The organism is Streptomyces sp. NPDC047117 (genome assembly GCF_040643545.1).
Lineage (GTDB): Bacteria > Actinomycetota > Actinomycetes > Streptomycetales > Streptomycetaceae > Streptomyces.
The window spans coordinates 144,449-168,306 of the sequence record NZ_JBEYUN010000016.1; the positions used below are offsets into that span (position 1 = coordinate 144,449).

Here is a 23,858-nt window from a genome sequence, read left to right on the forward strand (position 1 = left end):
CGAACGGAAACCACTGACCCATGAACGCTCCGACGCCCGGCAGGGGCTGGCTGCTGCGCCTCGTCCTCACCTTCGCCTTCGCGCAGACGGCGGTGAGCATGGCGCGGCCCGCCGTCTCCTACCGGGCGCTCGCGCTGGGCGCCGACGAGACCGCCGTCGGCATCATCACCGGTGTGTACGCGCTGCTGCCGCTGCTCGTGGCCGTACCGCTCGGCCGCCGCACCGACCACGGCCGCTGCACGCCCCTGCTGGTGGCCGGCGTCGCGCTCATCACCGGCGGCTGTGCCCTGAGCGGCGTGGTCGGCTCGCTGCCCGCGATGGCCGCGTGGAGCGGCGTCATGGGCCTCGGCCACCTCTGCTTCGTGATCGGTGCCCAGTCCATCGTCGCCCGGCGCAGCGCCCCCGACGAACGCGACCGCAACTTCGGCCACTTCACCATCGGCGCCTCGCTCGGCCAGCTCATCGGCCCGATCGGCGCCGGCCTGCTCATCTCCGAGCACGACGGCGCGATGGCCCGCACCAGCGCCACGGCGCTGCTCGTCTCCGCCGCCGCCGCGGCCTGCGCCTGCACCGCCCTGTGGCGGCTGGAGCGGCGGGACGCGAACCGCGGGGGAGGGGCGGCGGGCGCCGCCGCCGGCCGCGTACCGGTCCTCGGCATCCTGCGTACGCGCGGGGTCACCGCCGGCATCTTCATCAGCCTCTCGGTGCTCTCCGCGACCGACATCCTCACCGCCTACCTGCCGGTCGTCGGCGAGGCCCACCACATCGCGCCCGCCACCATCGGCCTGCTGCTGAGCCTGCGGGCCGCGGCGACCATCGCCTGCCGGCTGGTGATGACGCCGATGCTGCGGTTCCTGGGCCGTACCGTGCTGCTGACCACGACCTGCGCGGCGGCCGCCGTCCTGTGCGCGGCCATCGCCGTGCCGCTGCCGGTGTGGGCGCTGGCACTCGTCCTGGCCGCGCTGGGCTTCTGCCTCGGCGTCGGCCAGCCGCTGTCCATGACCACCGTCGTCCAGGCGGCACCCGACGACGCGCGCTCCACGGCCCTCGCGCTCCGCCTCACCGGCAACCGTCTCGGCCAGGTCGCGGCGCCGGCCGGTGCCGGGCTCGCCGCCGGAGTGGCCGGTGCCGCCGCGCCGTTCGTCCTGCTCGGCGTGCTCCTGCTGGGGTCGGCCGCGGTCGCCCTGCGGGCGCCGAAGGAGGCGGGCGGCGTCCGGCGCAGGGCCGGAACGGTACGCCGGTCCGATTCACGGAAGGCCTCCTCGGGCAGAAGCGGCGCGTGATGCGCCGCACCCCCGCCGGGGGTGGCGCCCCGCAAACTAGCACCGATAGTTTGTGGGACGCGACGCATGGCCCGCACCGAACCGCACCGGAGGACGCCAGATGAAGGCACACGACGGCATGTACATCGACGGAGCCTGGCGGGACGCGGTGGGCGACGGCACCATCGAGGTCCGCAACCCCGCCGACGAGCAGGTGATCGCCACCGTTCCGGCCGGGACCGCCGCCGACATCGACGCCGCCGTACGCGCGGCGCGCGCCGCACTGCCCGGCTGGCGCGCCACCGCCCCCGCGGAGCGCGCCGCGAAGCTCGCCGCGCTGGTCGAGCAGCTCAAGGCGCACGCCGAGGAGATCGCCGGGACCATCACCGCCGAGCTGGGCTCGCCGACGGCCTTCGCCACGAACGTGCAGACCGCCATGCCCATCGCGGTGACCGCCTCGTACGCCGAACTCGCCGCCGAGTACTCCTTCGAGGAGCAGCTCGGCACCTCCACCGTGCTGCACGAGCCGGTCGGCGTGGTCGGCGCGATCACCCCGTGGAACTACCCGCTGCACCAGATCACCAACAAGGTCGCCCCGGCGCTCGCCGCGGGCTGCACCGTCGTCCTCAAGCCCGCCGAGGACACCCCGCTCACCGCGCAGCTCTTCGCCGAGTGCGTGGACGCGGCCGGCCTCCCGGCCGGCGTCTTCAACCTGGTCACCGGCCTCGGCACGGTCGCGGGCCAGGCGCTGGCCGAGCACGAGGGCGTGGACCTGGTCTCCTTCACCGGCTCCACCGCGGTCGGCAGGAAGATCGGCGCGATCGCCGGCGGCGCGGTCAAGCGGGTGGCCCTGGAGCTGGGCGGCAAGTCCGCCAACGTCATCCTGCCCGGCGCCGACCTCGCCAAGGCGGTGAAGGTCAACGTCGCCGACGTGATCCGCAACTCCGGCCAGTCCTGCAACGCGCTGACCCGCATGCTGGTCCACGAGGACCAGTACGAGGAGGCCGTGACGCTGGCCGCCGAGATCGTCGCCAAGTACCTGCCCGGCGACCCGAACGACGACGCGAGCCGGCTCGGCCCGGTCGTCAACGAGAAGCAGCGCGACCGGGTCCGCGGCTTCATCACCAAGGGCCAGGAGGAGGGCGCGCGGCTGGTCGCCGGCGGCGCCGAGGCCCCCGAGGGCCTGGAGAAGGGCTACTACGTCCGGCCCACCGTCTTCGCCGACGTCACCCCGGACATGACCATCGCCCAGGAGGAGATCTTCGGCCCGGTCATCTCGATCCTGAAGTACCGCGACGAGGACGAGGCCGTGGAGATCGCCAACGGCACGGTCTACGGCCTCGCCGGCGGGGTCTGGGCCGCGGACAAGGAGACCGCGGTGGCCTTCGCCCGGAAGCTGGACACCGGCCAGGTCGACATCAACGGCGGCCGCTTCAACCTCCTCGCGCCGTTCGGCGGTTACAAGCAGTCCGGCGTCGGCCGCGAACTGGGCCCGCACGGTCTGACCGAGTACCTCCAGACCAAGTCGCTCCAGCTCTGACCTGATCCGACCGGGGTGCCGGCCCGGCCGGCGCCCCGCCCGCCACCCGCAGTTCCCGCCCGTACACCGCACTCCCCACCGAGGAGACCGCACCGTGGTCCGCGCTGCCGTACTGCCCGCCGTCAACGCCCCGCTGGAGATCGCCGAGATCCAGCTGCCCGACCCCGGACCCGGCCAGGTCCGGGTCAAGCTCGCCGCGGCCGGGGTGTGCCACTCCGACCTGTCCCTGTCCAACGGCACCCTCAAGCAGCCGGTCCCCGCGGTGCTCGGCCACGAGGGGGCGGGCACCGTCACCGCCGTCGGCGACGGCGTCACCGGCCTCGCCCCCGGCGACCGGGTCGTCCTCAACTGGGCCCCGTCCTGCGGCGACTGCCACTTCTGCGGGCTGGGCGAGGTGTGGCTGTGCGCCCACTCGGCAGCGGCGGCCGCGAAGCCGTACGCCACCCGGGCGGGCGGCGGCGAGCTGTACCCGGGCCTGGGCACGGCCGTGTTCGCCGAGGAGACGGTGGTCGCGGCCCACGCCGCGCTGCCGCTCCCGGAGGGCGTGCCGCTCACCGAGGCCGCGCTCCTCGGCTGCGCCGTCCTGACCGGCTGGGGCGCGGTCCACAACTCCGCGCAGGTACGCAAGGGCGAGTCGGTGGTGGTCTTCGGTGTCGGCGGGGTGGGCCTCGCGACCCTCCAGGCCGCGCGGATCGCGGGCGCGGGCCCGATCATCGCCGTCGACGTCTCCCCGGCGAAGGAGGAGCTGGCCCGCGCGGCCGGCGCCACGGACTTCCTGGTGGCGGCCGACGACACGGCGAAGGCCATCCGCAAGCTCACCGGCGGCATCGGCGCCGACGTGGCCCTGGAGTGCGTCGGCCGCGCCGACACGATCCGCACCGCCTGGTCCTCGACCCGCCGCGGCGGCCGTACGACCGTCGTCGGCGTCGGCGGCCAGGACCAGCAGGTCACCTTCTCGGCCCTGGAGCTCTTCTACTTCGGCCGCACCCTCTCCGGCTGCGTCTACGGGAACAGCGACCCGGCCAAGGACCTGCCGGTCATCGCCGAGCACGTACGCAGCGGCGCGCTGGACCTCTCCGGGCTGGTCACCGAGCGGATCGGCCTGGAGGGCATCCCGGCCGCCTTCGACGCCATGCTCGCGGGCAAGGGAGGCCGCGCGCTGATCGTCTTCTGAGCGGCCGACGCCCACCGCCGAGCCCCCGGGAGCGCTGCGCCCCGGGGGCCTTCGGGCTGCCCGGAAGCCCCTCGTCGACCTGGGCAAAGGCACACCCATGCAGGCGTAAAAACTGCTGTTGCGCGGACCGTTGACCCCGTACCAGCCGGTCGGTACGGTCACCCGCAATCACGGCGCCGCCCCCCTTCCCGCACCCCTCGGAGCGTGCACGCATGGACTCGGCCTCCTCCGCGACACCGAGCACCACCCCGCAGCCCACCGCCCGGCACCGCCGCAAGGTGGCCACCGCGGCCGCCCTGGCGTCCGCCGTCGAGTGGTACGACTACTTCGTCTTCGGCATCGCCGCGGCCCTCGTACTGGGCCACTCCTTCTTCCCCTCCGGCAGTCAGGTCGCCGGCGTGCTCGCCGCGTTCGCGACCTTCGCCGTCGGCTTCCTCGCCCGGCCCATCGGCGGCGTGATCGCCGGCCAGCTCGGCGACAAGCGCGGCCGCAAGCCGATGCTCGTCCTCGCGCTGACCCTCATGGGCCTCGCCACCACCGGCATCGGCCTGCTCCCCACGTACGACACGATCGGCATCGCGGCCCCGATCCTGCTGGTGACGCTGCGCATCGTGCAAGGCATCGCGGTCGGCGCCCAGTGGGGCGGCGCGATGCTGATGGCCACCGAGTACGCCCCCGAGGGCAAGCGCGGGCTGTACGGCTCGCTCGTGCAGCTCGGCGTGCCGATCGGCGTGGTGACCGCCAACAGCGTCTTCCTGGTGGCCGGCGCGGCCGTCGGCGACGAGGCGTTCGCCTCCTGGGGCTGGCGGCTGCCGTTCTTCGTCGGTGTGCTCGTCCTGATCCTCGCCTGGTACATCCACACCCGCGTCGAGGAGACCCCGGAGTTCCGGGCCGCCGAACGGCAGCTGGCCGCCGCCGAGAAGCAGGCCGACACCCAGCGCTCGCCGCTGCGCTCGATCCTCCGCCACCACCTCGGCACGGTCCTGCTGGCGGGCGGTTCCTTCGCGGTGAACACCGCGACGTTCTACATCCTGATCACCGGCGTACTGGACTACGCGACCCGTGAACTGGACATGCAGCGCACGGCCGTACTGACCGTCTCCCTGCTGGTCAGCCTCACCCAGCTCGCCCTGATCCCGGCCGCCGCCGCGCTCTCGGACCGGATCGGCCGGCTGAAGGTCTACACGCTCGGCGCGATCGGGCTGCTGGTCTGGGCGATACCGATGTTCCTGCTGATCGACACCGCCTCGCTGGTGTGGCTGGCCGTCGGCACGTTCGTCACCAGCTGCTTCCTGAGCATCATGTACGGGCCGCAGGCCGCGCTGTTCGCCGAGCTGTTCTCGGCGGAGATGCGCTACACCGGGGCCTCGCTCGGCTACCAGATCAGCGCCGTCCTGGGCGGCGGCCTCGCGCCGTTCCTCATGGTCCTGCTGCTGGAGGCGAGCGGCACCTCGATGGCGGTCTCCGGCTACATCATCCTGCTCTCGGTGGTCGCGCTGGCCTCCATCGCGGTACTGGCCAAGCGCGCCCGGCGGGCGGCAGCCGAGGAGGCAGCCGCCGCCGCGGCCACGGCTACGCGGCCGCAGCCGGCGGAGTAGCGGGGCCCGGCGCCGGGGCGGCTTCCGGCGTGCCGGCCTTCCGCAACCGGGGGAAGGCCGGCACCGCCACCAGGAACGCCAGCGTGGTCAGCACGAAGGGCCAGGTGAAGGTGTGGCCGCCGGACGGCGCGAAGAGCGCGGCGGTCGCCGAGGTCAGGATGGTCGCGGCGGCCGCACCGGTCACCGCGTACGCCAGCGACCAGCCGCCCGCGGAGAGGAAGACCCCGCCCAGCGCCATCGTGACGAGCACCGCGTTGTACCCCATCCCGCCGTCGGCGATCTGCGACGCGGGGGCGCCCAGCAGCCAGCTCGCCACGATGCCGACCACGCTGCCCAGGCAGGCCAGTCCGCCCAGCCGGCGGTCGGCGACGAGGATGCCGAGGAGGAAGAGCGCGCCGACGTACCACTGCGGCATGAAGAAGATCTGGGCGATGTTCGAGAAGAACGCGTGCCACAGGTCGGTCCAGGAGAGCGAGGTGCGGCCGGCCGCCGGGCGGGCGAGTGCGGCGAGCCCGCCGTCGTGGTGCCAGGTGCGGGTGAAGCCGGGCGCCGCGATGGTCATGGCGCTGGCGGAGAGGCAGTACGGCAGGGTCAGCGTGGGCAGGTTCCAGGGGCGCAGCAGCGTGCCGATGGCTCCGGTGAGCACGGTGACGACCACACAGCCGCCCGCCGCCAGCAGCGCGGTGGAGAGGTGGCCGGCGCCCAGGAACGCGGCGAAACCCACCGCCACCAGGCAGGAGTTGAAGCCTTCCAGGCCCGCGGTGACCCGGTCGCGGGCCACCCCGAGGACCTGCGCCGTGGCGGTGCCCAGCGCGGTGCCGCACAGTCCGTAGACGCCGTACTCCCAGCCCGCTGCGCAGAGCGCGACGGTGAAGACGAGGCCGGCGAGCGCGCTGGGCAGGAAGTCGACCTGTGCCTGGCCGCGCAGCACGCGAATAACGAAGGCGTAGTACCGCCGGTCCGATATCGGCTCCTGCACGTGGGTTCTCCTGTCGCGCGCGCTACGTCACGGGCGTCCCGGATATTACATGTGCGTTACAAGTACGTGACAGGGGAGGTCGGTGAATGCGGCGGAGGGGTCCGGCTAGGAGGCCGGCTGGAACTGCAGGGCCAGGCCGTCGACCAGTGCCTGCAGGCCGGACTCGAAGGCGCCCTCGTCGACCTGCTGTTGGTGTTCGGCGAGCAGATGGGCCTGGCCGAGGTGCGGGTAGTCGGCCGGATCGTATGCGGCCGCGTCGTCGACGAAGCCGCGCGCGAAGGAGCCCAGCGCCGAACCCGCGACGAAGTACCGCACCATCGCGCAGACCTTGGTGGCCTGGGCGGGCGGCCAGCCGGCCTCGACCATGCCGCCGAACGCCTCGTCGGCCATCTTCAGGCCCGCCGGGCGGCGGCCGGGGCCCTGGGCGAGGAACGGCACGAAGTTCGGGTGCGCGGCGAGCGCCGCGCGGTAGGAGCGGGCCCACGCCAGCAGGCCGCGCCGCCAGTCCCGGTCCGGGCCGAAGCCGGAGACGTCGACCTTGGCGATCACCATGTCCGCCGCGGCGTCGAGGATCTCGTCCTTGGTCGTGAAGTGGTTGTAGAGCGAGGGGCCGCTCACCCCCAGCTCGGCGGCGAGCCGCCGCGTGGACAGCGCCTGCAGCCCTTCCTCGTCGATGAGCGCGAGGGCCGCCGTGACGATGCGCTCACGGTTCAGCAGGGGCTTGCGGGGTCGGGCCATGACGCACATAGTAGAGGCTGCCGCCGAAAAACTAGCAGTGATAATTAAGGCGCGGACGTCCGCACGGGCGCCGCCGCCGTCGCCCCCACTGCCACCGTTCAGAGGAAGACGCATCATGAACCTCGAACTCACCGAGGAGCAGGCCGCCGTCCGGCAGCTCGCCAAGGACTTCGTCGACCGCGAGGTCGCCCCGCACGCCACGGAGTGGGACCGCGCCGAACAGGTCGACCGCGCGCTCGTGAAGACCATGGGCGACCTGGGCTTCCTCGGCCTGACCATCCCCGAGGAGTACGGCGGTTCCGGCGGCGACCACTTCGCGTACGCGCTGGTCACCGAGGAGCTGGGCCGGGGCGACTCCTCCGTGCGCGGCATCGTCTCCGTCTCGCTCGGCCTGGTCGGCAAGTCCATCGCCGCCTGGGGGAGCGAGGAGCAGAAGCAGGAGTGGCTGCCCCGGCTCACCTCCGGCGACGCCATCGGCTGCTTCGGCCTCACCGAGCCCGGCACCGGCTCCGACGCGGGCAACCTCACCACCCGCGCGGTCCGGGACGGAGGGGACTGGGTGATCAACGGGACGAAGATGTTCATCACCAACGGCACCTGGGCCGACGTGGTGCTGCTCTTCGCCCGCACCGGCGCCGAGCCCGGCCACAAGGGCGTCAGCGCCTTCCTGGTGCCCACCGACACCCCCGGCCTCTCCCGCCGCGAGATCCACGGCAAGCTGGGCCTGCGCGGCCAGGCCACCGCCGAGCTGGTCCTGGAGGACGTGCGGGTGCCGGCGTCCACGATGATCGCCCCCGAGGGCAAGGGCTTCTCGGTCGCGATGTCCGCGCTGGCCAAGGGCCGGATGTCGGTCGCCGCGGGCTGCGTGGGTATCGCCCAGGCCGCGCTGGACGCGGCGGTCGGGTACGCGACCGAGCGCGACCAGTTCGGCAAGACCATCGCCCACCACCAGCTCGTCCAGGAACTGCTCAGCGACATCTCGCTGGACGTGGACGCGGCCCGGCTGCTGACCTGGCGGGTCGCCGACCTCGTCGACCGCGGCAAGCCGTTCGTCACCGAGGCGTCCAAGGCCAAGCTGTTCGCCTCCGAGGCCGCGGTGCGCTGCGCCAACAACGCCCTCCAGGTCTTCGGCGGATACGGCTACATCGACGAGTACCCGGTCGGCAAGCTGGTCCGCGACGCCCGCGTGATGACGCTCTACGAGGGCACCAGCCAGATCCAGAAGCTGCTCATCGGGCGCGCGCTGACGGGTGTCTCGGCGTTCTGAGCGGACGGCGGCACGTACGGTACGTACGCGCGCCCACGGGCCCGGCACGGTCCTCGGCGGACCGGCCGGGCCGTCGTGCGCTAAGCGCTTGCTCAGTTCTGCGGGTATGGTGTTCGATCTGATGGCCCCGCCGCGGACGGACCGCGGCGGACCGCGGGATCGGAGTGCGCGATGGGTGCCGAGGCGGAGCGGACGGACCAGGTCGCCGAGGAATGGGCCGGCGTGGCCCCGGACGCCGCCCAGCGGCTGGTCGGGGCGGCCGTCGAGGCGTTCGCCGAGCGCGGCTACCACGCCACGACCACCCGCGACATCGCCGGGCGGGCCGGCATGAGCCCGGCAGCGCTCTACATCCACTACAAGACGAAGGAAGAGCTGCTCTACCGCATCAGCGTCACCGGCCACGAACGGGCGCTGAAGATCATGGCGGCCGCGGCCGGCGCCGAGGGCACCGCCGCCGACCGGCTCTGCCGCGCGGTACGCGCCTTCGCCAGCTGGCACGCCGAGCGGCACACCACGGCCCGCATCATCCAGTACGAGCTGAAGGCGCTCGGCGAGGAGCACTACGCCGAGATCGCCGACCTGCGGCGGCAGACCGACCGGCTGCTGCGGGAGATCATCCAGGACGGCACGGACGCCGGGGAGTTCTCCGTGCGCGACGTGCCCGGCACGACGCTGGCGGTGCTCTCGCTCTGCGTGGACGTCGCGCGGTGGTTCACCGCGGACGGCAAGCGCACGCCCGACCAGGTCGGCGAGCTCTACGCCGACCTGGTGCTGGGCATGGTGGGCGCGCGCCGCTGACCGCGGCGCGCGGGCGCGCCTACAGGTAGAAGCGGCTGACCGACTCCGCGACGCAGACCGGCTTGTCGCCGCCCTCGCGCTCCACGGTCACCGCCGTGGTGAGTTGCACGCCGCCCGCCACCTCGGTCACCTCGGCGATCTTCGCGGTGGCGCGCACCCGCGAGCCGACCGGCACGGGGGAGGGGAAGCGCACCTTGTTCGTGCCGTAGTTGATGCCCATCTTGACGTTGTCGACGCGCATCAGCTGCGGTACCAGCGCGGGCAACAGCGACAGCGTGAGGTAGCCGTGCGCGATCGTGGTACCGAACGGACCGGCCTTGGCCTTCTCCTGGTCGACGTGGATCCACTGGTGATCGCCGGTGGCGTCGGCGAACAGGTCGATCCGCTTCTGGTCGACCTCCAGCCAGTCGCTCGGGCCGAGTTCCTCGCCGACCGCTCCACGCAGCTCGTCCAGCGAACCAAACACTCGGGGGTCTGCCATGTCCGTATGCCTCCTCGTCGACTAAGCGCTTGCTCAGCTTGCTGTGCGGAGGCTCCGCTGTCAACGGACCGGCCGGTTAGGCTGGCGGACGTGCCCCAGCTATCCCGTCAGCTCACCGTCGGCCAGCTCGCAGCGCGCAGCGGCGCCGCCGTCTCCGCCCTGCACTTCTACGAGTCCAAGGGCCTGATCAGCAGCACCCGGACCGCGGGCAACCAGCGCCGGTTCACCCGCGACACGCTCCGCCGGGTCGCCTTCGTGCGGGCGGCGCAGCGCGTCGGCATCCCGCTCGCCGTCATCCGGGACGCGCTCGCCGAACTGCCGGAGGAGCGCACCCCCAACCGCGAGGACTGGGCCCGGCTCTCCGAGGCCTGGCGCGGCGAGCTGGACGAGCGCATCGGCCAGCTCCTGGAGCTGCGCGACCGGCTGACCGACTGCATCGGCTGCGGCTGCCTCTCCCTGGAGAAGTGCACGCTCTCCAACCCGTACGACGAGCTCGGCGAACAGGGGCCGGGCGCACGGCGGCTGCGCGTCGACCGTGCGGTGCGGGAGCGGGACGACGCGGGTGCGTGCGCCCGGCCGGGCACGTGACCGGTCGCGCCGGCCGGTGACCGGCCGGCGCGTGACCGGCAGCGTCAGCCCGTGAACAGCTGCGTCATCTTCAGCGCCAGCTCGTACAGCCCGTAGGCGAAGGGCAGTCCGACCCACAGCCAGGCGAGGGTGAGCAGGGCGCGGCGGCGGCCGGTCACAGGGCGGCTCCTTCTTCCCGTTCCTCCTGGCTCCGCGGCTCCACCGGTTCGTGGTGGCGCGGATGCACCGGCCGGATCAGCTCGTTGGCGACGAAGCCGATCACGAGCAGGCCGATCATGATGAAGAACGACGTGGTGTAGAGGTCGGGACCGTGGTGCCCGGCGGCGTGCCGGGAGTCCGCGATGGCGTTGACGATGAGCGGGCCGAGGACGCCGGCGGTGGACCAGGCGGTGAGCAGCCGGCCGTGGATCGCGCCGACCTGGTACGTGCCGAAGAGGTCCTTGAGGTACGCCGGGGCCGTGGCGAAGCCGCCGCCGTAGAAGGACAGGATGACCGCGGCGCAGGCCACGAAGAGCGGCTTGGACGCGTCGCCGGTCGTCGCCAGGACGAGGTAGAGCAGGGCGCCCACGCCGAGGTAGAGGCGGTAGATGTTCTTCCGGCCGACCAGGTCGGAGGTGGTGGACCAGGCGAACCGGCCGAGCATGTTGGCGAGCGAGAGCAGGCCGACGAAGCCGGCCGCCGCGGCGGCGCTCACGGGCGTCGAGGTGTCCGCGAAGAAGTCGGCGATCATCGGCGCCGCCTTCTCCAGGATGCCGATGCCCGCCGTGACGTTCATGCAGAGGATGACCCACAGGCACCAGAACTGCGGGGTGCGCAGCGCGTTGCGGGCGGAGACCTGAGCGGTGGTGACCAGGGCGCGCGGCGCGCTCCCGGCGGGCGCGGCGCCCGGGGGCCGCCAGTCGTCCGGCGGTACGCGGACCAGCAGCACGCCCAGCGACATGAAGACCGCGTACACCAGCCCCATCACGAGAAACGTCTGCGCGATGCCGGCGGAGTCGGTGCCCAGCGCGTCCAGCAGCCCGCTGGACCAGGGGGAGGCGATCAGGGCACCGCCGCCGAAGCCCATGATGGCGATGCCGGTGGCCATGCCGGGGCGGTCCGGGAACCACTTGATCAGCGTGGAGACGGGGGAGATGTAGCCGATGCCCAGGCCGATCCCGCCGATGAAGCCGTAGCCGAGGACGACGAGCCAGTACTGGCCGGTGGCGGCGCCGAGCGAGGCGACGAGGAAGCCGGAGCAGAAGCAGACGGTGGAGACGAGCATCGCCCAGCGCGGCCCGCGCCGTTCGACGAGCGTGCCGCCGAACGCCGCCGACAGGCCGAGCATCACGATGGCGAGCTGGAAGGGGAGCGCGGAGGCGGTGCCGGAGAGCCCGAGGGAGGACTCCAGGGGCGGTTTGAACACGCTCCAGGCGTAGGCCTGACCGATGGCGAGGTGGATGGCGAGCGCGGCCGGCGGTACGAGCCAGCGGCTCCAGCCCGGCGGGGCGACGGTGGCGGAACGGGCGAGCGCGAGCATGCGGGTGAACGTAGTGCCGCCCGGCGAGCCAGGGGAAGATCTCGTCAAAGAATCAACCAAAAAAGCCCGTCCGGCGCGGCGGGAAAAGGTCACCGGCGGGTCCCCCGTGCCCGGTGCGGCCGTGCCGCGTCGGCCCTTCGGGTCCCCCGTCCCGAAAGCGGCCCCCGGTGTGTCCCGCGCGGTGATCCGTGCGAGGGCGCGTGGCCCCGGCGCCGGCAGCGGCGGGTGCGCCGCTCAGGCCGCCGCGAACGCGCGCTCCGTGCGTGCCCGGCGGGCCGCGGAGAGCGTCGCCGCCGTGAGGACCGCGCCCGGCGTGACCACGCCGCACTCCTGGCAGACCGGCCCGGCCATCGGGCGCTCGGCGTCGGTCTGCCAGACGAAGCGGTGGCCGCCGCACACCGGGCAGTCCTCGCGCGCCCGGCCCGACTCCATGGCCGCGATCACCCGGCGCAGGACGTCCGCCAGGCGCGCTGTGGGGTGCCGGTCGGGCGACTCGCACGGCACGATGTCGCACCCTCCCCAGGTGCGCAGGTGCCATTCGTGCAGGGCACCCGGCTGCCGGATGCCGTCGTGCTTCTCGCGCCGCCTGCGGGCGGCGAAATCCTCTTCGTACGCGAGCCAGAGGTTACGTGCTTCCTCCAGTTCCGCCAGGGCGGCCACGAGCCGGCCCGGGTCGGGGTTGCGGTCCTGCGTCCCGATGCCTGCGCGGGTGCACAGGTGGTGCCATGTCGCGCGGTGCCCGTAGGGGGCGAACCGCTCAAGGCACTTGCGCAGTGCCGTCCGCCGCTGGGTCGCGACGAGACGGGGGTTGCGGACCTGTTCGGCGAGAGCTCTGAAACCGGCCATTTCATCCCACCTCCGTGGGGAGGACCCGACTGGACATGGAATGGACGTAGCGGACCGCCGTCCGGATCCATCGAACTGACGTGCCCATCCCATCTGTTGGCCATGTGTCGCAAGGGGCCTGTGGGTTGAGGGAAAGTTGACTGTTGTTCATCTTCCGTCGCGCCTTTACCGACGGTAACCTCCAGCGCACCCGCCTCCCAAGGAGCAGGAATGCGACGACGTACCGGAAGGCGCGCCGCTGCCGCCCTGGCAGCAGTGTTCGCCCTGGGCGCCAGTGCTCTGGCACCCCTCCCCGCCGCGGCGGCCACCGCGGACCCCGCCCCCGCCGACCACTGCAAAGGCCAGTGCGCCGACATCCTGCCGCCCGGCGAGAACGGCAACGCCACCCTCGCCGAGATCCTCGGCAACAAGGTCTTCGGCACCCGCCCGGCCCACGCCTCCGACCAGCTCGGCCCCTACGACGCGCTGAACGGCGGCCATCAGTCGCTCACCGACGACACCCTGAAGAACTTCTTCAACGACGCCTCCTTCGGCGTCCCCGAGGACCAGGTCGGCAAGGTCACCTCACCCCGCGACGACGTCACGATCACCCGCGACAAGAAGACGGGCGTCCCGCACATCAAGGGCACCACCCGCTACGGCACCGAGTACGGCGCGGGCTACGCCGCCGCCCAGGACCGGCTGTGGTTGATGGACCTCTTCCGGCACATCGGCCGCGGCGAGCTGACCTCCTTCGCCGGCGGCGCGCTCGCCAACCAGGGCCTGGAGCAGGAGTTCTGGCCGAAGGCCCCGTACACCGAGCAGGACCTCAAGGACCAGGTCGAGTCCATCCGGAAGAACAACGGCCCGCGCGGCGAGCAGGCCATGGCGGACGCCCAGGCGTACGTCGACGGCATCAACGCCTACCGCGAGAAGTCCAAGAAGGGCCGCTACTTCCCCGGCGAGTACGTGCTCACCGGGCACGTCGACGCGATCACCAACGCCGGGGAGATCAAGCCCTTCGAGCTGACCGACCTCATCGCCCTCGCCTCCGTCGTCGGCGGACTGTTCGGCAACGGGGGCGGCGGCGAGGTGCCGCAGGCCCTCGCGCTGCTCTCCGCCCAGCAGAAGTACGGCGTGGAGAAGGGCACCGAGGTCTGGGAGTCCTTCCGGGAACGCAACGACCCCGAAGCGGCCATGACGCTCCACAACGGCCAGTCGTTCCCGTACGCCACCAAGCCGAAGAACGCCAAGGGCACCGCCCTGCCCGACCGCGGCTCGGTCACCGCCGAACCGCTGGTGTACGACCGGACGGGCGCGGCCACCGCCAAGAGCGACCCGCCGCAGGCCGAGGTGCAGACACCGAAGAAGCTCAAGCCCCTCAAGGGCGTCTTCCAGGACGGTGTGCTCCCCAAGGGCAGCTTCGACACCACCCAGCACCGCGGCATGTCCAACGCCCTGCTGGTCTCCGGCAAGCACACCGCCTCCGGCAACCCGGTCGCCGTCTTCGGCCCGCAGACCGGCTACTTCGCCCCGCAGCTGCTGATGCTCCAGGAGATCCAGGGACCGGGCATCAGCGCCCGCGGCGCCTCCTTCGCGGGCGTCGGCATGTACGTCCAGCTCGGCCGCGGCCAGGACTACGCCTGGAGCGCCACCTCCGCGAGCCAGGACATCACCGACACCTACGCCGTCGAGCTGTGCAACACCGACGGCTCGGCGCCCACCAAGGACTCCACCGGCTACCGCAAGGACGGCACCTGCGTCCCCATGGAGAAGCTGGAGCGCAGCAACTCCTGGAAGCCGACCGTCGCCGACCCCACCGCCGCCGGGTCCTACCGGATGCAGGTCTACCGCACCGACTTCGGCGTCGTGACGCACCGCGCGACCGTCGACGGCAAGCCCGTCGCCTACACCGCGCAGCGCTCCACCTACCGCCACGAGGCCGACTCCATCATCGGCTTCCAGATGTTCAACGACCCGTCCTACGTCAAGGACGCGAAGTCCTTCCAGCAGGCCGCCCGGCACATCGGCTACGCCTTCAACTGGTTCTACGCCGACTCCGAGGACATCGCCTACTACAACAGCGGCCTGAACCCTGTCCGCAACCCGGACGTCGACCCGTCCCTCCCCGTACGCGCCGAGAAGGCGTACGAATGGAAGGACTGGGACCCGAAGGCCAACACCTCGGCCTACACGCCGCCCGCGCAGCATCCGCAGTCCGTCGGCCAGGACTACTACATCTCCTGGAACAACAAGCAGGCCGAGGACTACGACTCGGCGGGCTTCGGCAACGGCTCCGTGCACCGCGGAAACCTGCTCGACGACCGGGTCAAGGAACTGGTCCAGGACGGCGGCGTCACCCGCGCCTCCCTGACCCGCGCGATGAGCGAGGCCGCCGTCACCGACCTGCGCGGCGAGGACGTGCTGCCGGAGCTGCTGAAGGTGCTGCGCTCGGCTCCCGTCGACGACCCGAAGGTCAGGACCGCCGTCCAGCAGCTGGACGCCTGGCGCAAGGACGGCGCGCAGCGCCGCGAGACCACCCCGGGGTCCAAGACGTACGCCCACTCCGACGCCGTACGGATCATGGACGCCTGGTGGCCCCTGATGATCGAGAAGACGTTCGGGCCCGGCCTCGGCAACGGCCTCTACGACGCGCTCAAGGCCAACATCACCGTGGACGAGTCGCCCTCGGCGGGCCACGGCCCGACCGGCAGCCACGCCGGCTCCGCCTTCCAGTACGGCTGGTGGTCCTACGCCGACAAGGACCTGCGCGCGGTCCTCGGCGAGAAGGTGCGCGGCGGACTGGCCGACCGGTACTGCGGCAACGGTGACCTGAGCGCCTGCCACGACACCCTCGTCGACACGCTGCGCGAGGCGGCCGGAAAGACCGCCGAGCAGGTCTACCCGGGCGACGACGCCTGCAAGGCCGGCGACCAGTGGTGCTCCGACGCGATCATCCAGCGCGCCGTCGGCGGCATCACCCACGACCCCATCAGCTGGCAGAACCGGCCCACCTACCAGCAGGTGGTGGAGTTCCCGAGCCACCGATAGGCGGTCCGGGCGAGCGGCGCGGTGCGCGGAGCTGTGGGGGCTCCGCGCACCGCGCTTGTCCGTGCGCGCCGTTCAGTTCCGGCCGACCCGGCCCGCCTCCAGCACCACCCGGGCCAGTTCCGGGTGGCAGATGTCGCTGTGCGCGCCGGCCGGCGGGCCGCCGCGCCGGACCACGGCAGAGGCGTCCACGCTCACGCAGCCCGCCGCCGGCACCGCCTCGCCCAGCCGGATCCGCCGCGCCCCGTCCACCGCCTGGATGCCGTGGAAGCCGATGGCGCCCCAGCGGTCGAACAGGCCGAGGAAGCTCGTCGCGTCCCCCGCCATCTTCGACGCCAGCGGGTAGAACGTGCCGAGCGCGTCGTCGTGTGCGGAGTGGCAGGCCACCAACGGCCCGTCGATGCGCCGCTGCACGCCGTTCAGCGCACCGGAGCGGTCCCGGTCGAACGGCAGCCGCGCGGCGAACGTGTAGTGCGAGAACGCCCCTTGCAGCAGCGTCACCGACTTCACGTTCCGGGCGCCCGACGGCAGCCCGCTCAGCGCGTACGCGACGAGCCGGGCACCGAAGGAGTGGCCGACCAGGTGCACCCGCACCGCCGGCGCGCCGTCCGCCAGCTTGCCGAGCACCGGGCCCAGCCCCAGCCGGCCCACGGTGCCGGAGCGCCGCTTCATGGCGTAGTAGCCGCCCTGCCGCAGCATTTCGTGCGCGCCGTTCCACAGCCGGGTCAGCCCGCCGCCGAACAGCGGCTGCCGCTCGGCGTCCACGGCCTCGCCCGGCCACACCCCGGCCCCGGCCGACCGCAGCGCCGCCGTGAGCACCTCGCAGACCTCCAGCGCGTCGTCGGTGAGCATGCCCGGCGTGCCGTCCCCGCCGTCCGCGCCGTACCGGAGGTCGGGGCTGTCCTCCGGCACCGCGATCAGCTCCCGCACCAGCCGCGCGAACTCGTCGAACGCCGAGCGGGCGTCGGGCCGCTCTGCCAGCAGCTGCGCGATCCGGTCCAGCACCACCTCCCGGCCGGGGAAGGCCACCGCCAGCTGCCGCCGCAGCGCGTCCGTCAGCTCCGGTTCGGGCGCGGCCGCCGCACGGGCGGTGGCGCGGGCCTGCGACGAGGGATCGAAGTCGGGGATCGGCTCGTCGGTGAAGCGCAGCGCCGGCCAGTGCACCCCGACGTACCCCACCCGGGCCGGCCCGTCCACCAGCAGTTCGGGGAAGGGCTCGAAGAACCGTGTGTACAGACGCGTGGCCATCGACCGGTCGTTGTTCCACCCGTGCGAGAACACCACGAGATCGGTCAGCCGCTCTTGTACCGCGCCCGCCAGCAGCGCGTCCCGCTGCCGCCGCTCGACGTCCCCGTCGGCGTCAAATGTGAGTTCCCAGTACGGCCGCACCCCGACACCCGCCATGACGACCCCTTTCGCTGCCGCTCGTGCAGCGATCGTCCTGCGCAACGGCCGTCACCGCCATACGCAGGACGACGGAGGCGAGTGTCGTACCGGAAGCCCGGGTGCGGCGCACCACCGGGTCCCCGATTCAGGCGAGTTCGCGCTCCCGGGTCTCCGGCAGCGCCAGGACGCACAGCAGGGAGACGACGGCCATCGCGGAGACGTACCAGCCGACGGAGGAGGAGCCGAAGGCGGACTGCAGACGGGTGGCGATCAGCGGGGAGACCGCGCCGCCGAGCACCCCGCCGAGGTTGTACGCGAGCGAGGCGCCGGAGTAGCGCACCTTCGTGCCGAACAGCTCGGGCAGGTACGCGCCCATCGGCCCGTAGACCACGCCCATGCAGAACAGCGCGCCGCCGAGGGCGACGGCCACCAGCAACGGCGACTCGGTGTCCAGCAGCGGGAAGAGGATCAGGCCCCAGACGACCGCGAGACCGCAGCCGGCCAGGATCAGCTTGCGGCGGCCGGCGCCGTCGGAACGGGTGGCGGCGAGCCAGGTGCCGGCGGCCAGGAAGAGGCAGGCCACGAGGGAGAGCCCCAGCATGGTGTTGCGGGAGACGCCGAGCGTGCCGGTGGCGTAGGAGAGGCAGTACGTCGTCGCGGTGTAGAACAGCCCGTACGCGATGATCATGCCGCCCGAGCCGAGCAGCAGCTCGCGCCAGTGCCCGCGGATCACGTCCAGGGTGGGGACCTTGCTGGCCTCCTGCGCGTCCATCACCTTCGCGAAGACCGGCGTCTCACTGATCTTCAGCCGTACGAACAGGCCGACGGCGACCAGCAGGAACGACAGCAGGAACGGGATGCGCCAGCCCCAGGACCGGAAAGCCGTGTCCTCCAGCACCGAGGAGAGCAGCCAGAAGATGCCGGTCGCGGCGAAGAACCCGACGGACGGGCCCAGTTGCGGGAAGGCGGCGTACAGGCCGCGGCGTTTCTTCGGGGCGTGCTCGACCGCGAGCAGCGCCGCGCCGCCCCACTCGCCGCCCAGCCCGATGCCCTGCACGAAACGCAGCAGGATCAGCAGGACCGGCGCCCAGATGCCCAGCGTGGCGTAGCCCGGCAGCAGGCCGACGAACGCCGTGGACAGGCCCATCAGCAGCAGCGAGACGACCAGGACGGACTTGCGGCCCACCCGGTCGCCGAAGTGCCCGAAGACGATCGAGCCGAGCGGGCGGGCCGCGAACGCCACCGCGTAGGTGGAGAAGGAGGCCAGGGTCGCGTTGACCGGGTCCAGGGTCGGGAAGAACGCCTGGTTCAGTACGAGCGCGGCCGCGGTCCCGTAGATGTAGAAGTCGTAGAACTCGATGGCCGTGCCGATGAACGAGGCCACGGCCACCCGCCGCAGGCTCTCCGGACTGCCGTCGGGCGCGGCGGCGCCGGCCGTGGTCTCTTCTGCTGTCGCTTCGCTGTGCACGAGCCGCATGCTCACGGTCGTTGTACTGGGCAGTCAATAGGTGGGACGGGTGGTCTCGGTTGCTGAGACGGCTGCCGGACGGCTTCCCGTCCGGCCCGCTCAGTGGTACCGCAGGTGCCGCGCCCTCAGCGGTAGAGCCTCAGTGGTAGCGCAGGTAACGCGCCCGCAGCGCGCGGAACTTCGCCAGCTCCGACTGCCAGGCGCCCACCACCTCGGCCGTGCCGGCGCCCGCGTCGATCATCGTGCGGACCCGGTCCGTGCCGGCCAGCCGGTCGATGCCGTGGTCCGCCCGCCACGCGAAGTCCTGCCACACCTTCTTCGCCGTCACCAGCAGCGCGATGCCGGTGCGTACCGGGTCGAACGCCGCCCGGTCCGCCACGTGCAGCTGCACCCCGCCGATCGTCTTCCCCTGGAACTTGGAGAAGGTCGGAGCGAAGTACGCCTCCCGGAACCGGACGCCGGGCAGCCGCTCCGCGTTGGCCGCCGCCGCCCACTTCCGGTCGATGCCCTCGGCGCCGAGCAGCTCGAAGGGGCGGGTGGTGCCGCGGCCCTCGGAGAGGTTGGTGCCCTCGAAGAGACAGGTGCCGGAGTAGACCAGCGCGGTGTCGGCGGTGGGCATGTTGGGGCTGGGCGGCACCCACGGCAGCCCCGTCGCGTCGAAGAAGTCGCCCCGCCGCCAGCCCTTCATCAGCACGGTGTCCAGCCGCACCTTCTTGCCGGCCGCCGTGGGCACGAACCGGTCGTTGAACAGCAGCGCCAGCTCCGCCACCGTCATCCCGTGCGCCTGCGTGATCGGCTCCCGGCCCACGAACGAGGCGAACTTCTTGTCCAGCACGGGGCCGGTGGCGGACCGGCCGGTCACCGGGTTCGGCCGGTCCAGCACCACGAAGCGCTTGCCCGCCATGGCCGCCGCCACCATGCAGTCGTACAGCGTCCAGATGTAGGTGTAGAAGCGCGCGCCGACGTCCTGGATGTCGAAGACCACCGTGTCGACCCCGGACTCGGTGAAGATGTCCGCCAGCGCCTGCCCGCTCTTCTGGTACGTGTCGTACACCGGAAGCCCGGTCGCCGGGTCGTCGTGCTTCCCCTCCGAACCGCCCGCCTGCGCCGTGCCGCGGAAGCCGTGCTCGGGCCCGAAGACCGCGGTCAGCCGCACCCGCTCGTCCCCGTGCATCACATCCACGATGTGCTCGACTTCCGGGGTGACGCCGGTCGGGTTGGTGACCATGCCGACCTTCTGCCCCGACAGCAGCGCGTAGCCGTCGGCCGCGAGCAGGTCGAAGCCGGTCCGTACGCGGTGGCCGTGGCCGCGTGGCGCCGCCGCGGGGGAGAGCGCGGCGGCCGGCCCGGCGCTCGCCGCCGACGCGGCACCCACCGCGCCGGTGGCGGCCAGCAGGCTTCTTCTGGACAGGGACATGCGCACACCTCCGGGATCGGAATTTGTGTGTCCTGCACGCTAATGCGCCGGGCCGCCCGCCGCCGCGGTATTGCCCCGGACGGCTGCGCCCCGGGGGCTTCCGCAGCGACATACCGACTGGTTAGTCTGCCTGCTGACCGTGGTGCCGGCGAGGCGAGGGAGAGACGAGTGGAAGCCGTGCGGGACAAGGCCGTCGTGGTGACGGGAGCGGGCGGCGGGATCGGCGCCGCGCTCGCGGCCCGCTTCATCGCCGAGGGCGCCCGGGTCGTCATCAACGACCTCGACAAGGAGAAGGCCGAGCGCACCGCCGCCGAGCTGGGCGCGATCGCCGTCCCCGGCGACGCCTCGGCCGTCGTCCCGGCCGCCCGCGAGGCCCTCGGCGGCCGCATCGACATCTTCTGCGCCAACGCCGGCGTCGGTACCGGCGGCGGCTCCGAGGCCCCCGACGAGGACTGGCAGCTGGCCTGGGACGTCAACGTCATGGCCCACGTACGGGCGGCCCGCGCGCTCATACCCGAGTGGCTGGAGCACGGCAGCGGGCGCTTCGTCGCCACCGTCTCGGCGGCCGGCCTGCTCACCATGATCGGCTCAGCGCCGTACAGCGTGTCCAAGCACGCCGCGTACTCCTTCGCCGAATGGCTCTCGCTCACCTACAAGCACCGCGGCATCGACGTGCACGCCATCTGCCCGCAGGGCGTCCGCACCGACATGCTCGCGGGCACCGGCTCCGCCGGCGACCTCGTCCTCACCCCCGGCGCCATCGAACCGGAAGCCGTCGCCGACGCGCTCTTCGAGGCCATCGCCGAGAACCGCTTCCTGGTCCTGCCGCACCCGGAGGTCGCCGGCTACTACGCGACCCGCGCCGCCGACCCCGGCCGCTGGCTGGGCGGCATGAACCACCTCCAGCGCAAGCTCGAAGCCGCCGAGGACGCCGGCGCCTGACCGGCACCGACCACCCACCCGTACGGCACGGCGGGGACGGCCGCGCCGTACGGGACGCGGGGCCCGGCCGCAGGGCGCGCCGGACCCGCGTACCGCCCCCCCCGGGACCAGAAGAGAGAAGGGCCGCACGCCGATGACGTCGTACCAGGACATGCCGTGGCTGTCGCAGCTGAACGAGGCCCAGCGCGCCCCCGTGCACCCGCACCCCTCCACGCTGCACGCCTTCCGGGACGCGGCCCGCCGGGTCCCCGACCGGACAGCCCTGGCCTACTTCGACGGCCGGCTGTCCTACGCCGAGACCGACGCGCTCTCCGACGGCATCGCCGCCCACCTCGGCGACCGCGGCTTCCGGCCCGGCGACCGGGCCGCGATCATGCTGCAGAACACCCCGCACTTCGTGCTCGCCCTCTTCGGCGTCTGGAAGGCCGGCGGCATCGTCGTCCCCGTCAACCCCATGTACAAGTCCGCCGAGATGACCCACGTCCTCACCGACGCCGAGGTCACCGCCGTGATCTGCGCCGACCGCACCTGGGACGGCTTCCTGCGCGACACCGCCGCGGCAGCGCACTCCGTACGCATCGCGCTGACCGCCTCCGAACGCGACCTGCAGACCAGAGACGATGCCCGCGTCCTGCGCGGCGAACGGCTCGGCCCGCGCGAGGGCGCCGACGACCTGCTCACCGCCGCCCGGGAACACGCCGGCCGTGGCCCCGCCGCCGGCACCCCCGAACCCACCGCCGACGACATCGCGCTCATCAGCTACACCTCGGGCACCAGCGGCACGCCCAAGGGCGCCACCAACACCCACGGCAACATCGCCTACAACGCCGAGCGGCAGCGCACCGGCCTCGGCCTCCCCGACGGCGCCACCTACTTCGCGCTCGCCCCGCTCTTCCACATCACCGGCATGGTCTGCGAACTGGCCTCCTGCGTCACCGGCGGCGGCACCCTCGCGCTCGCCTACCGCTTCGAGGCCGGCGTCGTCCTGGACGCCTTCCTGGAGCACCGCCCGGCCTTCACCGTCGGCCCGTCCACCGCGTTCATGGCCCTCATGGCCCACCCGGACGTCTCCCGCGACCACTTCTCCTCCTTCGCCACCCTCGCCTCCGGCGGCGCGCCGCTGCCGCCCGCGCTGGTGGAGAAGTTCCGCGCGGAATTCGGCCCGTACATCCGCAACGGCTACGGCCTCACCGAGTGCACCGCGCCGTGCGCCAGCGTGCCGCCGCACCTGGAGGCCCCGGTCGACAAGGTCTCCGGCACCCTCGCGGTCGGCGTCCCCGGCCCCGACACCGTCGTCCGGATCATCGACGACCAGGGCCGGGACGTGCCCTTCGGCGAACAGGGCGAGATCGCCGTGCGCGGCCCCCAGGTCGTCCCCGGCTACTGGCGCCGCCCCGACGCCACCGCGGAGGCGATACCGGAGGGCGAGCTGCGCACCGGCGACATCGGCTTCATGGACGCCGACGGCTGGCTGTACGTCGTCGACCGCAAGAAGGACATGATCAACGCGTCCGGCTTCAAGGTCTGGCCGCGCGAGGTCGAGGACGTGCTCTACGGCCACCCCGCCGTCCGCGAGGCCGCCGTCGTCGGCGTCCCGGACGCCTACCGCGGGGAATCGGTCAAGGCGTACGTCAGCCTCCGCCCCGGCCAGTCCCCGGACCCCGCGGAGCTGGCCGCCTACTGCAAGGAACGGCTGGCCGCGTACAAATATCCCCGGGCGGTCGAGGTCCTGCCGGAACTGCCGAAGACCACGAGTGGGAAGATCCTCCGACGGGAGCTGCGGGACCGCGGCTAGCCTCCACAGCACGTGAACAGTACGGAGAAGGACAGGTGAGGGCGATGGCCGGCACGACGGACGGGAGCACGAAGCCCGTGGCACAGCGGCTGCTGGCCACCGCCACCCGGCTCTTCGCCGAGCAGGGGTACGACCGGACCTCGGTCCAGGAGATCGTCGAGGCGGCGGGCGTCACCAAGGGCGCGCTCTACCACTACTTCGGCTCCAAGGACGACCTGCTGCACGAGGTCTACGGCCGGGTGCTCCGCCTCCAGCAGGAGCGCCTGGACCACTTCGCGAACGCCGACGCGCCGGTGGAGCAGCGGCTCCGCGAGGCCGCCGCGGACGTCGTCGTCACCACCATCGAGAACCTCGACGACACGAAGATCTTCTTCCGCTCCATGCACCAGCTCTCGCCGGAGAAGGACAAGCAGGTGCGCGCGGAGCGGCGCCGCTACCACGAGCGCTTCCGCGCGCTGATCGAAGAGGGCCAGCAGGCGGGCGTCTTCACCGCCGACGTCCCCGCCGACCTGATCGTGGACTACCACTTCGGCTCGGTCCACCACCTCGGCACCTGGTACCGCGAGGGCGGCCCCCTCACCCCCCAGGAGGTCGCGAACCACCTGGCGGACCTGCTGCTGCGGGCGCTGCGGCCGTAGGGGTCGAAGGAAGCGCTCCAGTGGGCGCTGCGGGCCGTAGCGGACGAAGGAGCGCCCCTCACGTCCGGCGTGGGGGCGCTGGCGTTGTAGCGGGCGCGGGGCCCGTGCCGGGTGTGGGGCGCGGGCGTCGGGTGCGGGCGCGGGGCCCGTGCCGGGTGTGGGGCGCGGGCGTCGGGTGCGGGTGCTGGGCCCGTGTCGCGTGTGGGGCGCAGCCGTAGCGGGCGCTGGGTTCGTGTGGGGCGAGGGCCTCGGGTGCGGGCGTTGGGCCCGTAGGTGCGGCGGATTCGTATGACTGCGGCGCTGGGCCCGTAGGCGGGGCGTGATCGTATGACTGCGGCGCTGGCTCCGATTGCGCAGACCCACGGACCCCCACCAGGGGGTTACCCAGGTGGGGG

The 23,858-nt window shown here is 72.6% G+C and carries 19 protein-coding genes; 11 read left to right on the forward strand and 8 right to left on the reverse strand.

Annotated elements, in window-relative coordinates; translation table 11 throughout:
- The first annotated feature begins 20 nt into the window (after positions 1 to 20).
- From ABZ840_RS27840 to ABZ840_RS27855, 4 genes are all read left to right on the forward strand, one after another.
- Positions 21 to 1,283: an MFS transporter gene (locus ABZ840_RS27840; protein WP_361563445.1), complete on the forward strand. Its 1,263-nt coding sequence runs from the start codon at positions 21 to 23 to the stop codon at positions 1,281 to 1,283.
- Between the two features lie 100 nt (positions 1,284 to 1,383).
- A complete protein-coding gene (locus tag ABZ840_RS27845) occupies positions 1,384 to 2,802 on the forward strand; it encodes an aldehyde dehydrogenase family protein (RefSeq protein ID WP_361563448.1) in 1,419 nt (472 codons plus the stop codon).
- A 94-nt stretch (positions 2,803 to 2,896) separates the two neighbouring features.
- Positions 2,897 to 3,976, forward strand: coding sequence for a Zn-dependent alcohol dehydrogenase (locus tag ABZ840_RS27850; RefSeq protein WP_361563451.1), 1,080 nt, complete (start codon positions 2,897 to 2,899; stop codon positions 3,974 to 3,976).
- Between the two features lie 212 nt (positions 3,977 to 4,188).
- Positions 4,189 to 5,574, forward strand: coding sequence for an MFS transporter (locus ABZ840_RS27855; RefSeq protein ID WP_361563454.1), 1,386 nt, complete (start codon positions 4,189 to 4,191; stop codon positions 5,572 to 5,574).
- On the opposite strand, the gene ABZ840_RS27860 is transcribed toward ABZ840_RS27855, so the two are convergent.
- On the reverse strand, positions 5,549 to 6,553 hold the full coding sequence (locus ABZ840_RS27860) for an urea transporter (protein WP_361563457.1): 1,005 nt from the start codon (positions 6,551 to 6,553) through the stop codon (positions 5,549 to 5,551). The two genes, ABZ840_RS27855 and ABZ840_RS27860, sit on opposite strands and share 26 nt — an antisense overlap.
- A gap of 105 nt (positions 6,554 to 6,658) precedes the next feature.
- On the reverse strand, positions 6,659 to 7,291 hold the full coding sequence (locus tag ABZ840_RS27865) for a TetR/AcrR family transcriptional regulator C-terminal domain-containing protein (protein ID WP_361563460.1): 633 nt from the start codon (positions 7,289 to 7,291) through the stop codon (positions 6,659 to 6,661).
- Between the two features lie 115 nt (positions 7,292 to 7,406).
- On the opposite strand from ABZ840_RS27865, the gene ABZ840_RS27870 reads away from it, so the two are divergent.
- Positions 7,407 to 8,558 (forward strand): acyl-CoA dehydrogenase family protein, encoded by a 1,152-nt coding sequence (locus tag ABZ840_RS27870; protein ID WP_361563463.1) that lies wholly within the window; start codon positions 7,407 to 7,409, stop codon positions 8,556 to 8,558.
- Between the two features lie 171 nt (positions 8,559 to 8,729).
- Complete coding sequence (locus ABZ840_RS27875; protein WP_361563465.1) at positions 8,730 to 9,356, forward strand: TetR/AcrR family transcriptional regulator; 627 nt, start codon at positions 8,730 to 8,732, stop codon at positions 9,354 to 9,356.
- Between the two features lie 19 nt (positions 9,357 to 9,375).
- On the opposite strand, the gene ABZ840_RS27880 is transcribed toward ABZ840_RS27875, so the two are convergent.
- A complete protein-coding gene (locus ABZ840_RS27880) occupies positions 9,376 to 9,837 on the reverse strand; it encodes a MaoC family dehydratase (protein ID WP_361563468.1) in 462 nt (153 codons plus the stop codon).
- 90 nt (positions 9,838 to 9,927) lie between these two features.
- Between ABZ840_RS27880 and soxR the strand changes: the two genes are divergently transcribed.
- On the forward strand, positions 9,928 to 10,425 hold the full coding sequence (gene soxR / locus ABZ840_RS27885) for a redox-sensitive transcriptional activator SoxR (protein ID WP_361563471.1): 498 nt from the start codon (positions 9,928 to 9,930) through the stop codon (positions 10,423 to 10,425).
- 154 nt (positions 10,426 to 10,579) lie between these two features.
- Here soxR and ABZ840_RS27890 read toward each other — a convergent pair whose 3' ends face one another.
- Positions 10,580 to 11,944, reverse strand: a complete 1,365-nt coding sequence (locus ABZ840_RS27890; protein ID WP_361563473.1) for an OFA family MFS transporter — start codon at positions 11,942 to 11,944, stop codon at positions 10,580 to 10,582.
- Between the two features lie 234 nt (positions 11,945 to 12,178).
- Entirely contained in the window at positions 12,179 to 12,790 is a 612-nt protein-coding gene (locus ABZ840_RS27895) for a hypothetical protein (protein ID WP_361563476.1), read from the reverse strand.
- A gap of 210 nt (positions 12,791 to 13,000) precedes the next feature.
- Here ABZ840_RS27895 and ABZ840_RS27900 point away from each other — a divergent pair, with 210 nt between their 5' ends.
- On the forward strand, positions 13,001 to 15,820 hold the full coding sequence (locus tag ABZ840_RS27900) for a penicillin acylase family protein (protein WP_361563479.1): 2,820 nt from the start codon (positions 13,001 to 13,003) through the stop codon (positions 15,818 to 15,820).
- A 72-nt stretch (positions 15,821 to 15,892) separates the two neighbouring features.
- Here ABZ840_RS27900 and ABZ840_RS27905 read toward each other — a convergent pair whose 3' ends face one another.
- From ABZ840_RS27905 to ABZ840_RS27915, 3 genes are all read right to left on the reverse strand, one after another.
- On the reverse strand, positions 15,893 to 17,221 hold the full coding sequence (locus ABZ840_RS27905; protein WP_361563482.1) for a serine-threonine protein kinase: 1,329 nt from the start codon (positions 17,219 to 17,221) through the stop codon (positions 15,893 to 15,895).
- Between the two features lie 127 nt (positions 17,222 to 17,348).
- On the reverse strand, positions 17,349 to 18,671 hold the full coding sequence (locus tag ABZ840_RS27910; protein ID WP_361563484.1) for an MFS transporter: 1,323 nt from the start codon (positions 18,669 to 18,671) through the stop codon (positions 17,349 to 17,351).
- 139 nt (positions 18,672 to 18,810) lie between these two features.
- Complete coding sequence (locus ABZ840_RS27915; RefSeq protein ID WP_361563487.1) at positions 18,811 to 20,088, reverse strand: DUF1343 domain-containing protein; 1,278 nt, start codon at positions 20,086 to 20,088, stop codon at positions 18,811 to 18,813.
- Between the two features lie 168 nt (positions 20,089 to 20,256).
- Between ABZ840_RS27915 and ABZ840_RS27920 the strand changes: the two genes are divergently transcribed.
- The 3 genes from ABZ840_RS27920 (at position 20,257) to ABZ840_RS27930 (ending at position 23,463) form a co-directional block, all read left to right on the forward strand.
- Positions 20,257 to 21,030 (forward strand): SDR family oxidoreductase, encoded by a 774-nt coding sequence (locus ABZ840_RS27920; RefSeq protein WP_361563490.1) that lies wholly within the window; start codon positions 20,257 to 20,259, stop codon positions 21,028 to 21,030.
- A 133-nt stretch (positions 21,031 to 21,163) separates the two neighbouring features.
- Complete coding sequence (locus ABZ840_RS27925) at positions 21,164 to 22,825, forward strand: AMP-binding protein (RefSeq protein WP_361563493.1); 1,662 nt, start codon at positions 21,164 to 21,166, stop codon at positions 22,823 to 22,825.
- Positions 22,826 to 22,869: 44 nt separating this feature from the next.
- Positions 22,870 to 23,463 carry a TetR/AcrR family transcriptional regulator gene (locus ABZ840_RS27930; protein WP_361563496.1) on the forward strand — a complete coding sequence of 198 codons (594 nt, stop codon included), beginning with the start codon at positions 22,870 to 22,872 and terminating at the stop codon, positions 23,461 to 23,463.
- Positions 23,464 to 23,858 lie beyond the last annotated feature (395 nt).